12 protein-coding genes and 2 pseudogenes are annotated in these 14,824 nt (G+C 65.6%); 8 read left to right on the forward strand and 6 right to left on the reverse strand.

Annotated features, from left to right (window positions below; all coding sequences use genetic code 11):
* The first annotated feature begins 61 nt into the window (after nucleotides 1-61).
* Both QFZ47_RS01120 and QFZ47_RS01125 read left to right on the forward strand, forming a co-directional pair.
* Entirely contained in the window at nucleotides 62-862 is an 801-nt protein-coding gene (locus tag QFZ47_RS01120; RefSeq protein ID WP_307653862.1) for a helix-turn-helix transcriptional regulator, read from the forward strand.
* A 97-nt stretch (nucleotides 863-959) separates the two neighbouring features.
* The gene (locus QFZ47_RS01125; RefSeq protein ID WP_307653863.1) at nucleotides 960-1,205 is read left to right on the forward strand and encodes a hypothetical protein; all 246 of its coding nucleotides are present in this window, start codon (nucleotides 960-962) and stop codon (nucleotides 1,203-1,205) included.
* Nucleotides 1,206-1,284: 79 nt separating this feature from the next.
* Here the strand turns inward: QFZ47_RS01125 and QFZ47_RS01130 are convergent, their stop codons facing one another.
* Both QFZ47_RS01130 and QFZ47_RS01135 read right to left on the reverse strand, forming a co-directional pair.
* A complete protein-coding gene (locus QFZ47_RS01130; protein WP_307653864.1) occupies nucleotides 1,285-1,848 on the reverse strand; it encodes a thioredoxin family protein in 564 nt (187 codons plus the stop codon).
* A gap of 15 nt (nucleotides 1,849-1,863) precedes the next feature.
* Nucleotides 1,864-2,247 carry a hypothetical protein gene (locus QFZ47_RS01135; protein ID WP_307653865.1) on the reverse strand — a complete coding sequence of 128 codons (384 nt, stop codon included), beginning with the start codon at nucleotides 2,245-2,247 and terminating at the stop codon, nucleotides 1,864-1,866.
* A gap of 318 nt (nucleotides 2,248-2,565) precedes the next feature.
* Between QFZ47_RS01135 and QFZ47_RS01140 the strand changes: the two genes are divergently transcribed.
* Both QFZ47_RS01140 and QFZ47_RS01145 read left to right on the forward strand, forming a co-directional pair.
* Nucleotides 2,566-3,060: a hypothetical protein gene (locus tag QFZ47_RS01140; protein WP_307653866.1), complete on the forward strand. Its 495-nt coding sequence runs from the start codon at nucleotides 2,566-2,568 to the stop codon at nucleotides 3,058-3,060.
* Nucleotides 3,061-3,263: 203 nt separating this feature from the next.
* The gene (locus QFZ47_RS01145; protein WP_307653867.1) at nucleotides 3,264-3,671 is read left to right on the forward strand and encodes a hypothetical protein; all 408 of its coding nucleotides are present in this window, start codon (nucleotides 3,264-3,266) and stop codon (nucleotides 3,669-3,671) included.
* 268 nt (nucleotides 3,672-3,939) lie between these two features.
* Here the strand turns inward: QFZ47_RS01145 and QFZ47_RS01150 are convergent, their stop codons facing one another.
* The 4 genes from QFZ47_RS01150 to QFZ47_RS01165 form a co-directional block, all read right to left on the reverse strand.
* Entirely contained in the window at nucleotides 3,940-4,542 is a 603-nt protein-coding gene (locus QFZ47_RS01150; RefSeq protein WP_307653868.1) for a 2-hydroxychromene-2-carboxylate isomerase, read from the reverse strand.
* Between the two features lie 17 nt (nucleotides 4,543-4,559).
* Nucleotides 4,560-5,900 (reverse strand): MFS transporter, encoded by a 1,341-nt coding sequence (locus tag QFZ47_RS01155; RefSeq protein ID WP_307653869.1) that lies wholly within the window; start codon nucleotides 5,898-5,900, stop codon nucleotides 4,560-4,562.
* A 35-nt stretch (nucleotides 5,901-5,935) separates the two neighbouring features.
* A complete protein-coding gene (locus QFZ47_RS01160) occupies nucleotides 5,936-6,715 on the reverse strand; it encodes an aldolase (RefSeq protein WP_307653870.1) in 780 nt (259 codons plus the stop codon).
* 187 nt (nucleotides 6,716-6,902) lie between these two features.
* Nucleotides 6,903-7,775 carry a LysR family transcriptional regulator gene (locus QFZ47_RS01165; RefSeq protein ID WP_307653871.1) on the reverse strand — a complete coding sequence of 291 codons (873 nt, stop codon included), beginning with the start codon at nucleotides 7,773-7,775 and terminating at the stop codon, nucleotides 6,903-6,905.
* A 155-nt stretch (nucleotides 7,776-7,930) separates the two neighbouring features.
* On the opposite strand from QFZ47_RS01165, the gene QFZ47_RS01170 reads away from it, so the two are divergent.
* From QFZ47_RS01170 to QFZ47_RS01185, 4 genes and pseudogenes are all read left to right on the forward strand, one after another.
* The gene (locus QFZ47_RS01170) at nucleotides 7,931-8,512 is read left to right on the forward strand and encodes a TetR/AcrR family transcriptional regulator (protein ID WP_307653872.1); all 582 of its coding nucleotides are present in this window, start codon (nucleotides 7,931-7,933) and stop codon (nucleotides 8,510-8,512) included.
* Nucleotides 8,513-8,580: 68 nt separating this feature from the next.
* Nucleotides 8,581-8,967 (forward strand): annotated as a pseudogene (locus QFZ47_RS01175) (SDR family NAD(P)-dependent oxidoreductase); the annotation flags it as partial.
* Between the two features lie 50 nt (nucleotides 8,968-9,017).
* Entirely contained in the window at nucleotides 9,018-9,401 is a 384-nt protein-coding gene (locus QFZ47_RS01180; protein ID WP_307654354.1) for a hypothetical protein, read from the forward strand.
* 158 nt (nucleotides 9,402-9,559) lie between these two features.
* Nucleotides 9,560-14,804, forward strand: a pseudogene (locus QFZ47_RS01185) (trifunctional serine/threonine-protein kinase/ATP-binding protein/sensor histidine kinase).
* Nucleotides 14,805-14,824 lie beyond the last annotated feature (20 nt).

The following is a 14,824-nucleotide window of genomic DNA, read 5'->3' on the forward strand; positions in this document are numbered from 1 at the left end:
CGTAATAACCTAAACAGGTGACCAATTGAATGCAGGAGTTGCGCCCCCCGCCCAGCCTCCAGTGAACGATTTCACCGAGGCGATCTACGCGCTGTGGGACAAGCTCGCGAGTTTCCCCATCGGCGATGGCGATGTAGCGCTCGAGCACCTGCTCTGCAGCCTCTGCTCGATCTTCGGCGCGCACAACGCACTTTGGTCGGTGGTCGTGCGGCTGCCAAGCCCTGCGTCGGGCGACGCGCTGAACGGCTGGCGCCCGCTGTTCGTCCGGCTGCTGCGGCCTTTGCCGCCGATTGCCGCTTCGGTCCAGGAGCAGTTCGACACCCTGTGGTCGCCGTCTGTCGACCTCTCGCAGATCCTTGCCGTGTCCGGCGAGGAACCTTTCCGCATCCAGCTCCTGTTTGAAGCGCTGCCTGCGGAGTGGTTCGACGGCCCGCACTACCAGCGCCACTATCTGGCGATCGGACACGCGGACAGCATGTCGATGCGGTGTGCGATCAACGACGATGTGCGGGTGCACCTGTTCATCTTCCGCAGCACGGAAGCTCCCCGGTTCTCATCAACGGACAAGCACCCTTTCGGCCTGGCGCTTCGCGGACTGCGCTGGTTCTACCGCCAGCAGTTGCTCAGCCACGGGCTCCTCATCGCGAACGCGCCGCTCACCGCGATGGAACGCAGGGTCTTGCTGGGCCTGCTCGACGGCAAGGCGGAAAAGGCGGTCGCAGCCACTCTGGGCCAAAGCCCGAACACGACGCATATCCACGTGAAGTCGATCTATGCCAAGTTCGGTGTCCATAACCGGGCGGCGCTGACCTCCCTCTGGCTCGGGCGCCTGCCCGAAGCCGGCCGATCGAACATGGATTGATGCTGCGGCGCGCCCACGCGTCATTGCTTCCGATGACTCGTTGAGCGTGCGATCTCCCTAGGCTCGGGACCCCACATTCCCACCCCAGGAGTTCACCATGAACACGAGCCGAATCCTCCCACTCCCGCTGTCGACCGGCGCAGTTGAGAAGGCGCCCATCCCGTCCGTGCACGGTGCCTTCAAGCGTGCCGCTGCGGCCCTTGTGCGGCGCTGCGCGACCGCCACAGTCGACCCGCGAGAAGGCTATCTCTCGCGATCGGTCGATCATGAAGACCTCGAGAACCGCATCCGTGCATGGGAAGCGTACGAAGCCCGCCTGCGATGCCTTCCGCCAGTGCTGTGAGGACACGTTGAACGCGGACAGGCCCCTGCGTTCGTGCCCGACGCTCGCGCGCTTGCCAGCGTTCCGAGAGTCAGGGCGATCAGCCTCCTGCCGACGGCGCGTTTTCGGCCAGCAGCGCCTGAATCTTCTTCTCAGTGGTGCCGTAGCTGCCTCCGCCGAAGTGCGAATAGACGATCTTTCCCTGCTTGTCGATCAGATAGACCGCAGGCCAGTACTGGTTGTTGAAGGCCTTCCAGGTGGCGTAGTGGTTGTCTTGCGCGACGGCGTGCTTGATCTGCAACCGGTTGATCGCGTCCTGCACGTTCTTGGTGGACTTCTCGTATGCGAATTCCGGCGTGTGCACACCCACGACGACGAGGCCCTTGTCCTTGTACTTTTCGTTCCACTCCTTGACATAGGGCAGGTGGTTGAGACAGTTGATGCAGGTGTAGGTCCAGAAGTCGACGAGCACAACCTTGCCGCGCAGATCTTGCAGCTTCAGGGGCTGGGAGTTGAACCAGTGGTCGATGTTCTGGAACTCAGGCGCAATCTGCGCGACGCTGGATGGAATTTCGCCTTCAGACGGCCGCGCCGCAGCAGTGAGTATGCCGACCGAGGCTGCAACAGCCGCCACGCCGACAAGCACGTTGGATCTCGTAGTCACGGTGAGCTCCAGCGTTCAGCGCAACGTGACGCCGTCGGCGATGCCAGCCTGGCGCGTCGGGAGCACCCCGTGGATGCCGTATTGGGCAGGCACCCGGCTGTTGACGAAGGCCTCGACATAGAGGTTCTGGGCTGGCGCGTGGGCGAGTGCGCGGGCTTCGGACTGCACTGCGGACCGGTCGAGCGGGGATGGCAGCGCCGCAACCACACCCGAAGAGGCGCCATCGGCATAAGGATCTGCGGCGTGCGCAGCCGCGACAGCCTGGGCACGGACGTCGCTGCGGCTGAGCGTCGAACGCGTCTGCAACACGCCTTGATATTCCTCGGCATGGGCCTGCGCTCCAATCAGAGCGGCAAGGACCGAGAACGAGGCAGCACTGGCAATTCGAGAGAACTTCATGGGGATTTCCTTGGTGGTGAAGTGAGCTTGGGTAGAGAGCGAACGAATTGTTTGCGACGCTCTCCTCTTCCGGCACACATTGCGTATGCCTATGTGTCGGCCCTGGAATTGCACACACTACGTTTCAAGGCTGCGGCTTTGCCGCGGTTGTTGATCCGAGGACCATGGCCGCCGTCTGCGGGTCGCCCGTCGCGCTCGGCGACAACACCCTACACCTTCGTTCAATGGAACTTCGGTCGGCACTTCTGTTGAATCACATGTGCATCGCCATGTCCGCGCCAGCTTCCGCCCACGAGCATTCACCTCCCAGGAGCCATCATGCACGACCACACCGTTCTCTCGTCCAACGATCTTCCCGCTCGCTTCACGCAACGCCTGCCAGCGCGGCCCAGCGCTCCCGCGCTTCTGCAAACCGTCCAAGCCTTCCAGTACCGCGAGATGGAACATGCGCTGCGCGCAAGCGGCGGAGTAATGAGTTCCGACGAGGTTGTCACCCTGCTTGTGAGGCAGACGGAGCAGCCGATTTCACAGCTGGCGCGCTGGATCGTCGACCGCGACGTGATCAGCTTCCAGTGGCAATCGCGCACGGTACTGCCGCTGTTCCAGTTCGACCTGTCCACCATGACGCCTCGGTCATCCGTCACCGCGGTGATCCGGGAGTTGATTCCGGCTCGGAGCGATTGGGAGATCTGCCTCTGGTTCGTCGCGCCGAACACAAGGTTGGCCGGCGCGTCGCCGCTCGACGCCATTGCGCTGAACGCGCCGACCGTGCTCGACGCGGCTCGGGAAGAGCGTTGCCTGCCGCGCGATTGATGCGGCACGGGCAGCGCGGCCCGCGACGCCCGAACTCGAAAGAATCGGCTCATACGAAGGTATCTCCTAAACCAACGTTCCATAGCCAGAGCCACATGTTTTTGATTTCATTGCTTTGCGCGCGCCCTTGCGCGCAAGCAGGACAACCCTTCCGCAGGGGCTTCGAACCGATGCCTCGCTTCTCTCACATCAAGGAATTCAAAATGAAATTGCTTTTCTCCACCTGCGCCCTCGTCGGCGCACAGATCCTGGCCTTCACTGCCTGCGCTCAGACGCAGCCCCTCGACAAGACGATGACCCGCGCCGAGCGCAAAGCCGAGGGTGTGGAGGCCGCGCGTACTTTCATGCCGGGCGAAGGAGACCCGATCCCCGAACCCAAGGCGCGGGCATCGAAGGCCGATCGCGCGGCGGCCCGCCAGGCGCGCAGACCAGAGGGAGTCCAGGCCGCGCGTACCTTCATGCCCGGCGAGGGAGACCCGATCCCGACGCCCACCGCCAAGCTGTCTCGTGCAGAGCGCTCGGCGGGCCGCAAGGCGAGCCGCTCCGAAGTGGCGAAGGCCAACAGGGCCGGACAGCTGCCTTCGTACAGCGACAACTACGGCGGCAAGTAGGCCATCCGACCAGGAAAACGCTGCGGCGACAGCTGCGAACTGGTGCAGGCAGGCATGGACATCCCCACGATGCGCGCGCAGCGCCGCGCAGGGAGCCGACATGCGCCGAGCCTGCGCGGCCATGCTGACGATGTGGCTGGGCCAGCTCGAATGAGCCCGGCGATCACCGGTGGCATCGCACAGCGTCGAAGACTGGGAGCCGCGATCGTGCGTGCCACCTCGCGCCCGGCAAGGCCCGTAGTGGCCATCTCGACAAGACAGGCCGCGCTCAATCGGACTTCGCTACCGCTGCTTCGAGGAAGTCCAAGCGGTCCTGCCCCCAGAAAAGCTCATCACGGAAGACATAGGACGGCGAGCCGAACACGCCTGCTGAAACCGCGCGGTCGGTCAGTGCGGCATAGGAGCGGGCCACCTGGTCGGTGCGTGCCTGGCTGATCAAGGTCGGGGCGTCGAGACCGCACGCTTGCAGGATATCGGAGAGTGTCTGCGGACTCGAGATGTCCAGATCTGCACACCATTGGGCATGCAGGATGGCCTTGTAGAGCGGCACGACGTCGTGGCCCACGGCGCCCGCCGCGATGACGATGCACGAGGCGAGAGTGGCATCGGGACACATGAACTTCGGTTGCGGGTTCACGTGAATCCCAAGACGCCGACACCAGCGCCGCAGTTCCGCCACCCGGTATGCCTGCCGCTCAGGCGCGCGCAACGGAAGAAGCACACCGCCCGTGCGGGCGTACACCGCCGGCAGATCCACAGGCATGTAGCGGACCGTGGCGCCGTGCCGCTGCGCCAGGGCAGCAAGCCGGTCGGCGCCCAGGTAGGCCCAGTCCGAGTTCATCCAGAGGTAGCAATCGATGGACTTCGTCATGGCGGATCTTCTCTGCGTCACGGGGTGGACTTCACCAGCGGCTTTGCAAAGCCAGCAAAGCGATCGCTGCCGTGCATCTTGAATGCACTGACGCAGGCAACCACGCCAAGCACACTCAGATACCACGTCACGTAGGTCGGCGATCCGTTGCCTTTGGACAGCAACCATGTCGCCACGATCGGCGCGAGCCCGCCGCCAATGGCACCTGAAACCTGCACGGCCAGCGAAATGCCCGTGTAGCGCACCTCCGGCGGGAACTGGCTCGAAAAAAGGCTGCCCTCGGGCCCGTACAGACAGGCGTAGACCAGGCCGATGGCAATCACCGCCGCCGCATTGATCCAGAAGACCTCACGGGTGTGCAGGAAGTCGAAGAACAACGGCGCGCATGCCACGATGCCGGCGGTGCCGATCATGAAAACCCATTTGTGGCCGATCCTGTCGCCGAGCATGCCGCACATGGGCATCATGACCAGTGCCGCCACCGCGCCCCATATGGTGGCGTCCAGCATCACAGTCCGTGGGATACCGAGCGTTCCGGTGGCGTAGGCGAGCGCGAAGGTCACCGTGGTGTAGAACCATGTCACCTCGGCCAGTCGAGCGCCGACGACCACCAGAGTCTCTCGAGGGTACTTCCGCAGTACCTCGACCACGGGAACCTCGACTTTGCTGCCGCGGTTTTCCATCCGCTCGAAATCCGGCGACTCAGCCACCTTCACACGGATGAACCATCCCACCAGCAGCAGGATCACGCTGGCCAGAAACGGAACGCGCCAGCCCCAAGACAGCATGTCGGCTTCCGGGAGCTTGGCGACCGCACCCATGGCGAGCGAGGAGAGGATGAGCCCCGGGGCAACGCCGGCCTGCGGGAGGCTACCGAAGAAGCCTTTCTTGCCCGGCGGTGCATGCTCGACCGCCATCAACACCGCGCCACCCCATTCACCGCCAACGGCGATGCCCTGCAAGAACCGCATGATCACCAGCAGCACCGCAGCCCAGTAGCCGATGTGGTCGTACGATGGAATCAACCCGATCAGGATGGTCGGAATGCCCATCATCAGCAGCGTGATGAGCAGCATCGACTTGCGCCCCACCTTGTCACCGAAATGGCCGAACACGATGCCGCCGAGCGGCCGCGCGAAGAACCCGACCGAGTAGGTTGCGAACGCGGCCATGGTGCCGGTGATCGGATCGAACGACGGGAAGAAGATCTTGTTGAAGATCAGCGCCGCGGCAGTGCCGTAGAGGAAGAAGTCGTACCACTCGATGGTGGTACCCATCATGCTGGCGAGGCCGGCCGTCACGTGCCCCTTGCGGGCGCCGGTGGTCTCGCTGCCCGCGAGCTTGTGCTGTGTGTTCATCGTTCTGACCTTGGGTGAAACAGCTGAAGAATCGATCAGCGCGCCAGCTGGGGCAGCGACTTTGTCTGGCGGCACCAGTAGTTGAACGTGGCATTCACGATCGACGGCTTCAGCAGGTAGTCGTGCGCCTCGCGGGCCAGGGCATCGTCCACTTGCGTGAGCGCGCCGTATGCGGCTTGGGCGCGCAATTGCAGGCGCGCGGCGCGCTCCAGGTACACCGACAGGTATGTCGCCTCTTCGATCGTCTGGCCGGCCGTGAGGTAGCCGTGGTGGGCGAGGATGATCGCCCGCTTCGTGCCCAAGGCCTCGGAGATCACCACGCCTTCGTGGTCTGCGATCGGGACGCCCGGCCAGTCGCCCAGGAACGCGCAGTCGTCGTGCAGGGGTGTCATGTCCATCTGACAGATCACCAGCGGCTGACGCGCCGCCGCCAGCGCCGACGCCCACGGCGAGTGGGTGTGCACGATCGAGTGCACGTCTTGCCGCGCGCGATAGACCCACAGATGAAATCGTGTGGCCGGGTTGGCCATGCCGTCGCCGCTGAGCGTGTTCAGGTCTTGGTCCACCTCGATGAAATCGTCTGGCGTGGCCTCGTCGAAACCCAGCCCGAAGCGCAGCGTCCAGTAAGCATCGGGCCGTTCCGACCGTGCGCTGATCTGGCCTGCCAGGCCGGCCTCCTGCCCGGTCATGGCAAGGATGCGGCAGGCGTCGGCCAGCGTTTCCCTCGCAGTGCGGGGCGCATCTTTCAGGTGTTGCGCCATCTCGCGCGTGGCGCGCGCGTCGAAGTATTCCTTTGTCCTCAGATCGTCTTTCATGTGCTGTGCTCTCGTGGTCGGGCGGCCGGCGGCGGGAGCAGGTTTGCACGCGTCGCGACCGCTGCGGGCGAGTATGGGAGAGGGGGTTGCCTGCAAGCCATGCAGCAGCTTGCATAGCTGCTATGCGGCCTGGAACCGGCCAGGGCGCACCGCAGCGCGCCCCATGCCGGCCACTGCCAGCGAGTGGCTATCCAGCCATGTCCACCGCCGTGGCTATCAGTTCCTGGACCAGCGGTGGCACGGGCCTGTCGCAGCGCACGATCGCCACCACCCTGCGGCGCAGCACGGGGTGCAAGATGGTCACCTTGCGCAGGCGATGATCGCCCAGCAGCTTGTCGGGAATGCGCAACGGGAGAATGCAGGCACCGACACCCGAGGCGACGAGTTCCAGGAGCGCATCGACCGTTTCCGCTTCGGCCACGAAGGTCGGCTCGAGGCCGCTGCTGTGGATCATTCGACGCAACACATAATGCGCCGGGAAGCCCACCAGCCTCGGAAGGTCGCGCGTCAGGTCGATGGTGTCGCCAATGGCGTCCCTTTCCTGCACGACCAGGCACATGTCGTCGTCGAACAGCGCCGCGGAAGTCAACGCTTGCGAAGCCACGGCGGTGTCGTAGACAAAGCCGGCATCCGCCTTGCCGCTCTCCACCAACTCGACCACCTCCGGAGAGCTGCGCCCCATCAGGGAAAGGTTGGCACCCTCATGGCGACTCACGAAGCGCGCCACCACGTCACCCATGAAGTAGTAGCTCAGCGTGTGCACCGTGGCGAGCCGGACGGTACCTTGGGTGATGCCCTCGCGGGTTCGCACCAGGTCAAGCGCGGCGTCGATGGTGCGATAGCTGCCCTGCGTCAGGTCCCGCAGCTTGCGGCCTGCCAGCGTCAACTCGACGCCGCGTCCGGTCCGCAGGAACAGGGGCTTGCCCAGGTGTGCCTCGAGCGCCGCCAACTGCCGGCTCAGGCCGGATTGCGTCTGATCGAGGTCTTCCGCCGCACGGGAGAGCGACCCGAGGTCGGCGATCCTCAGGAAATAGCGAAGCTGGCGGTCGAAACTGTCCATGTGGGTTCGGTGGCAGAGCCCGACAGTACCACCGCGGCCGCTTCGATCGAACTGGGGCAATCATGCCGCCCCAAGCGCATTGCGAACCCGATCCTCGAAGGTTCCGAAATCGGTAGTTGTTGACCAATCCGTCAAAAACACCTAGATTCCGGCCGATGGCAAGACCTCGCGAATTCGATCGGGATGCGGCCCTTGACAGGGCGATGAAGCTGTTCTGGGAGAAAGGCTTCGCCGCCACTTCAACGGACAGCCTCCTCAAAGAGATGGGAATCGGCCGGCAGAGCCTCTACAACGCCTTCGGCGACAAGCGCCAGTTGTACCTGGAGGTGCTGCGTTCGTATCAACAAATGTCGATCGGCGGCCACTTGGAGCGGCTGAATGAACCGGAGTCGCCGTTGGAGGGAATTTTCGAGCTCTTGAACGGCCTCGCGGCCAAGGATCGCAAGATCCGGGCGCTGGGTTGCTTCGGCGTGAGTTCGATCGGCGAGTTCGGCACCTCGGATCCGGAGTTGAGGCGCCTCGGCGAAGCAGGCGGCGCGCTGCTGCGTGGCAGGATTGCCGAGCGCATCCGGGAAGGCCAGGCGCTGGGCGAGATCGACCCGGGTTTCGAAGCGGAAAAAGGCGCCGCATTCGTGCTGATGTCCATGATGGGATTGCAAGTCACGGCAAGGGCCGGGGCCGGCGTGAAAGACATGCAGCAGCTTGCGGCGTTTGCCGTGGAGCGCCTGAAGGCGTAGTTTTCCTGGATCCGCAGGAATTCGGTTTTTTTGGTTTGTTATTGATCGATTAGTCAAAAATGAATGTCATGAACAGCGCAAGCACGACCCCGCCCAGCAAGACTGCACTCGTCTTTGGCGGCTCCCGCGGCATTGGCGCAGCGGCGGTTCAGCGGCTGGCCGCCGACGGTTACGCTGTCGCATTCACCTACGTCTCTCAGGCCGGCAAGGCCAATGAGCTTGTGGCGTCGATCGAGGCCTCCGGCGCCAAGGCTCTTGCCATCCAGGCAGACAGCGCAAATCCTGACGCGATTCGCCAGGCCGTGAGCCAGGCGGTGGATTGCTTCGGAATCGTCAACGTACTGGTGGTCAACGCCGGGTTGCTGCGCATGGGCACCATCGACGCGGTCAACCTGGAGGACCTCGACCTCATGCTGGATGTGAATGTGCGCGGGGTCTACCTCGCGATCCAGGCCGCGCTCCCCATCTGCGAGATGGGGCTCGTGTCATCACGATCGGCAGCAACGTGGCTGTCCGCACCGGCATGGCCGGCACGAGCGTCTATCAACTCACGAAGACCGCCATTGCAGGGCTGGTCAAAGGGGTGGCGCTCGACCTGGCCCCACGCGGAATCACCGTCAACAAACATTCAGCCGGGGCCCACCCGCACAGACATGACGGCGGGCGCGATCGACATGCTCGTGGAACGCAGCCCGCTCAAGCGCGTCGCCGAGCCCGAGGAGATCGCAGGACTCGTCTCGTACCTGGCGCGCGACGAGGCCCGCTACGTGACAGGCTCCAGCATCACCATCGACGGCGGACTCACGCTCTGACCAAGGCTGAAGCGCCGCTGAATGTCGGCGACAGCGATCGGGGCCTGCGGGACGCCACCATGTCTAACAACGCCTAACACACGCCAACGCTCCCGACTGCCTTCACGCGAGCATTTGCGGTCCAATAGATGCGGAGCGAAAGGGACCCGTCTCGAGACGATGCCGAGCAGCGGACCGGGGCGTCCGGATCGCACAGAGGCGCGTCCAGAACCGAACCTCCTTCGGAAGCTACCCCATGCGACAAGAAGAACTCAGTGAGCGCCGTCAGGCAGAGATCCTGGACAGCAACCTTTACGTCGATCGCGCGGAAACCGAGTCCGCGCACGGCCGCCTGCAGATCTTGTCTGCGGCACAAGAGACCATCGAACAGAAGTTCTCAAGCGCAGGCCTGTTTTCACGGGAATTTCATGATCTGGGCACAGGCACACCACGCCTGGAACGCGCCAGCGCCCCCGGCTCGGCATCCTGGCTTGTTGCAGGGCGCGGCCAGGTCGCCCCGACAACACTGGCCACTCTTCAGCGCGAGTATGCGTTCCGCGACGCCTTGCACGAAAACTGGGCGGCAGTGCCGATGGCACTGGTGCCGCACGGCGAAGGGGCACTGCTGGTTCTGAAAGACCCCGGCGGCGAACTGCTGCGCCGGACCGACTACCCGGTTCGCGACACAGAAGCCTTCATTGCCCGGGCGCTCCAACTCACCGCCGCCGTGGAGGCAATGCACGCGGCAGGCGTGATGCACTGCGCGCTGACCCCCGATCGCCTGCTGTGCACGTCCGGCGCCAGCACGTACCTGACGGGTTTCGGCTATGCAGCGCGGCTTGACACGGGAAGCGACGTGCCGACAGACGGCAGTCTGGCCTGGGACGAAGACAGCTTCGACTACATGGCGCCCGAACTCGGCGGACGCATGAATATTTGCATCGATGCGCGCGCCGATCTTTATTCACTCGGTTGCATCCTTTACGAACTGCTGGTCGGCAGGCCTCCTTTCCAGGGCGAAGACGTCGCGGAACGGGTCCACGCGCATGCGACGCAGAAGCCCCGCCCGCCCTGCGAACTGCAGGAGGGCGTCCCAGCGCAACTGTCGCTGCTGGTCCTGAAACTCCTCGAGAAGACGCCCCATCACCGCTATGGCGACGCTGCGAGCGTGCTGGCGGATCTGCGCCGCTGCGAGACGCTGCAGCGCCAGCAGGGATGCATCCCGCTTTTCGCGCTCGACGCCCACGCCACGCTGCACAGGATGCTGCGCACACAGCAGGTACTGGGCCGCGATGCCGAGCTCCAGACGCTGGACGCGCTCTATCGCGAAGTCGCCGTCAGTGCGCGATCGCGCGTGGCCTGGGTCTCGGGCCCATCGGGCATCGGTAAATCGATACTGTTGCGCGAGGCCGTGGCGCGCATTCAGCAATCGGGCACGCCGCTCCTGGCGGCGGTCAAGAGCGAGGAAGGCAGCCTCGGCGGGCCCTACACGGTCTTGGTGCAAGCGCTCGAGCAACTGCTGCAGTTCGTGCTCGGCTGCCCCGAGGACGAATTTTCGATCTGGCAGGATCGGATCCGCGCGGCGACCACTGCGGTCGATCGCACCCTGGCCGGCTTCCTTCCCTCCCTGGCCGTGGTGCTCGGCCCGCAGGCCGAAGCACCTGAACCACCAGACACCGCACCCGCACTCGAACGGGAGCGCGTGCTCCACGGCATGGCACGCCTGCTGTCTTGCTTTGCTACGACCGCGCGACCTCTGCTGCTGTGGCTGGACGACCTGCAATGGGCGGATGTGGGAACCCTGCAGGTTCTCGAACGCCTGCTTCACCAGTATCCCGACAAGGCGCTGCTGCTGGTCGGCGCGTTCCGCACCAAGGAGGTGGACGCGCATCATCCGCTGCGCGCGGGTCGGCTCGCCGAAGTGCCCGATTCGGTGACCATGGAACTCGGCCCGCTCGACGAGGGCGCTCTGCGCGAACTGATCGCGCTGGCGCTGCAGCAGGATGCCGATGCCCTCGGTCCGCTCGCCGAGGTGATCGGCCACAAGACCCAGCGCAACCCGTTTTTTGCCCAGCACCTGCTCGGGCTGCTCGCCGACGACGGCCTGCTTGCCTACGACGCGCCGGCCGCGGCCTGGCGCTGGAGCCTGGAGCGAATCGCGGCCCATCCGGGTATCGACAACGTCGTCGACCTGCTGGCGCGCCGCTTCGAACAACTGCCGGGCCCGACGCAGTCCGTGCTGCAGTTGCTTTCCTGCCTCGGCCACCGTGCCTCGGGCGAAGCGCTTGCCATCGCAACGGACCTGGTGCCTGGCACCGATGCGCTGCGCAGCCTCGAAGCGGCGCTCGAGCCGGCGCTCCAAGCCGGCAGCGCCTGCCGCGAGGACGACGACTGGGTGTTCTGCCACGATCGCTTCCGTGAAGCGGCCTACGCCTCGATTCCGCTGGAGGAGCGCGCACCGCTGCACCTGCAGATCGCGCGCCGCCAGCTCGCGCACCCAGCCACGTCCGAGCAGGTCTTCACGATCGCCGCGCAGGCCAATCTCGCGCGGCCGGCAATCGACGCGCCCCATGAGCGGCGGCACTTCGCCAAGCTCAACCTCGAGGCCGGACGCCAGGCCAAGGCCGCAACGGCACACCATTCCGCCCTGGGCCTCTTCCGCGCCGCGCTCGACTTCCTCGGTGAAGACGATGCCAGCGAGGATGGCCTTGCCGCCCGCGCGTCGTGTGGCGAGGCCGAGTTCATGATCGGTGCGCTCGAAGTCGCCGAGGCGCGCCTGGCGGCACTGGAGCAGGTGGCCGGCGACGGCATCTTCGGCGCAGACTTGGCGCGCCCTGCGCGCCGCGCTCTACACCACGCTCGGCCGCTTCGACCTGGCGCTGGGCGTCGGGCTGGCGTTTCTGCGCAAGTCGGGGATCTACGTGCCGATGCAGCCCGACGCCGCCGCCGTCGACCGCGAATACGCGCAGCTCCAAGCGTGGCTCGACCGCCATGGCATGGACGCGCTGCGGCAGCTGCCGGTCGCGACCAATCCGCTGCGCCGCGCCATCACCAACATCTTTGCCGACCTCATTCCGCCGGCGCTGTACACCGACCAGAACCTGGTCGACCTGATCCTGCTGCGCATGACCAACCTCGGGATCGTGCACGGGCATACGGATGCTTCGGCGAACGGGTACGTGTGCATGACACAGATCTTGGGCGTGCGCTACGGCAACTACGCCGCCGCTCGCGAGTTCGGCGCGCTGGCACTGCACCTGGTCGACGAGCGCGGCCTCTCCCGCTACCGCGGCCGCGTCTACATGGCCTTCGGCACCATGATCGTGCCCTGGACGCAGCCCGCCCGCGCGGCACGCGACTACATCCGCCGCGCCTACAAGGTCCTGGTGGAGACCGCGGACCATACCTTCGCAATCTACTGCGCCCCCAATGAGGCCTCCGGCATGTTGTTCGCGGGTGAATTCCTGGGCGAGGTGCGCGACACGGTCGAGCGCGGCCTCGCCATCGCGCGCGACGCAAATTTCCAGTTCGTGGTCGACGCGCTGCTGGCCCAGAAGCTGCTGCTGGCACGGCTGCAGGACGGCACGCGCGGCGACCCCGGCGAGCGACCGCATGTGCCCCAGGAAGGCGCGCCGCCCACGCTGGTGGACTTCGAATACTGGGTGTACCGGCTGGAGGCTGCGCTGCTGTGCGGAGAGCTCGCGGAGGCGCTCGAGGCCCGCGGCCGCGCCGAGGCCTGTGCGTCGGCAGGGCGCACCTTTGCCGAAAGCGGCGAACTGCCGTACTACGGCGCGCTGGCGCTGCTCGCGCTGCCCGCGCGCAACGCCGAGCAGCAGGCGGCGCTGCAACGCGATGTGGACCAGCTCGCCACTTGGGCCCTTGCCTGTCCCGACAACTTCTCGGCTCGCTTCGAGCTGGTGTGCGCCGAGTTGGCCCGGGTTGCCGGCAAGCCGCTGGAAGCCAGCGAGGCCTACGCCCACGCAGTGTCGCAGGCCCGCCGCAACGGCTTCATCCAGGTGGAGGCGCTGGCAGCCGAATTGGCCGCCGCGTTCCACGCCGGCCGCGGGGATGAACTGTCCGCACACGGCAACCTGCGCTACGCACGCGGCGCATGGCAGCGCTGGGGCGCCGCAGCCAAGGTGCGGCAGCTGCAGGCCGCCCATCCCGCGGTGTTCGAGCAAGACGCATGGGCGCCCGCCACGAGCCGCCTCCAGGCGCTCGACGCGCAGGCCGTGCTGCGCATCTCGACAGCGCTCGCGAGCGACATCGTGCCCGCGCGCCTGGTGGAAACTCTGCTGCGCACCGCGCTCGAGAGTGCCGGAGCCGGCTACGGCACGCTGACGCTGCTGCGCCAGGGCGCTTGGCAGGTGCGCGCGCAGGCACAGGTGCTGGATGGAGCGATCTCGGTAACGCAGGAGCCAGTCGCGTTCGGCACCGACACCTGCCCGGTATCGATCGTGCAGTCCGTCGCGCGCACTCAGCAGCGCGCCGTGGTGGGAGATGCGCGCGAGGAGCCGTCCCTTGCCCAGGACGACTACGTGCGCCGCCGGCGGCCGCGCTCGGTACTGTGCGTGCCATTGATGCGCCATGCGACGCTCATCGGCGTGCTGTACCTCGAGAACAACCTCGCAGCCCACGTCTTCACGCAGTCCAAGGCCGAGGTGCTGGAAGTGATCGCATCGCATGCGGCCTTCGCGCTGGAGAACGCTCGCCTGTACGAAGAACTGCTCGAACAGAACCACCAGCGCACCCTTGCCGAAGAAGAACTGCGCGGGGCGCTCGCGGAACTCGAGCGCGCGAGCCGCCTGAAGGCAATGGGCGAACTGGTGGCATCCATCGTCCACGAGATCGGCCAGCCGATCGCAGCCGTCGACACCTCCGCCAGTGCCGCGCTGCGTTGGCTCGATCGCAGCACGCCGGACATTTCCGAAGCGCGCGAGATGCTCATTCACATCGGCAAAAGCGCACTGCGCGCCCGCACCATCATCCAGGGCCTCCGGGCCAAGGCGCGCAAAGCCGAGCCGCAGTTTGCCGTGTTCGACCTCAACGAAGCACTGCGCGAAGCCGTGACGCTGGTCGCAGGTCCGCTCGAATCGCTCGGCATTGTGCTGGAGCTGCAGGGCCTGGACTCACCGGAGCCGGTCTACGGAGACCGCGTTCAGTTGCAGCAGGTCGCCGTGAACCTGCTGATGAACGGCGCCGAATCGATGGCGGAGCTCGAACACGGCTCGCGGCGGCTGCTGCTGGCGTGCGCGAGCGACCAGGAGGGACGCGTGCGCGTCGCGGTGGACGACGTCGGCACCGGCATCGCCGCCGAGAATTCCGACAAGCTGCTGCAGCCCCTCTTCAGCACCAAGGCCAACGGCATGGGCATGGGCCTGGCGATTTGCAAGTCGATCCTCGATGCGCACGACGGGACGCTCGCTCTGCTGCCGCGCGAGATGGTGGGTACGCGTGCCGTATTCACGCTGCCGCGCCCGGATCCGGCGAAATTGATCTGAACCGAATGCGAGCAACCGCC

The organism is Variovorax paradoxus (assembly GCF_030815975.1).
Classification (GTDB): domain Bacteria; phylum Pseudomonadota; class Gammaproteobacteria; order Burkholderiales; family Burkholderiaceae_C; genus Variovorax; species Variovorax paradoxus_N.

Bases quoted from the DNA above. Each gene is read 5' to 3' on its own strand.
- QFZ47_RS01125 (WP_307653863.1), top strand. From the start codon at position 960: ATGAACACGAGCCGAATCCTCCCACTCCCGCTGTCGACCGGCGCAGTT.
- QFZ47_RS01135 (WP_307653865.1), bottom strand. From the start codon at position 2,247: ATGAAGTTCTCTCGAATTGCCAGTGCTGCCTCGTTCTCGGTCCTTGCC.
- QFZ47_RS01140 (WP_307653866.1), top strand. From the start codon at position 2,566: ATGCACGACCACACCGTTCTCTCGTCCAACGATCTTCCCGCTCGCTTC.
- QFZ47_RS01145 (WP_307653867.1), top strand. From the start codon at position 3,264: ATGAAATTGCTTTTCTCCACCTGCGCCCTCGTCGGCGCACAGATCCTG.
- QFZ47_RS01150 (WP_307653868.1), bottom strand. From the start codon at position 4,542: ATGACGAAGTCCATCGATTGCTACCTCTGGATGAACTCGGACTGGGCC.
- QFZ47_RS01155 (WP_307653869.1), bottom strand. From the start codon at position 5,900: ATGAACACACAGCACAAGCTCGCGGGCAGCGAGACCACCGGCGCCCGC.
- QFZ47_RS01160 (WP_307653870.1), bottom strand. From the start codon at position 6,715: ATGAAAGACGATCTGAGGACAAAGGAATACTTCGACGCGCGCGCCACG.
- QFZ47_RS01165 (WP_307653871.1), bottom strand. From the start codon at position 7,775: ATGGACAGTTTCGACCGCCAGCTTCGCTATTTCCTGAGGATCGCCGAC.
- QFZ47_RS01170 (WP_307653872.1), top strand. From the start codon at position 7,931: ATGGCAAGACCTCGCGAATTCGATCGGGATGCGGCCCTTGACAGGGCG.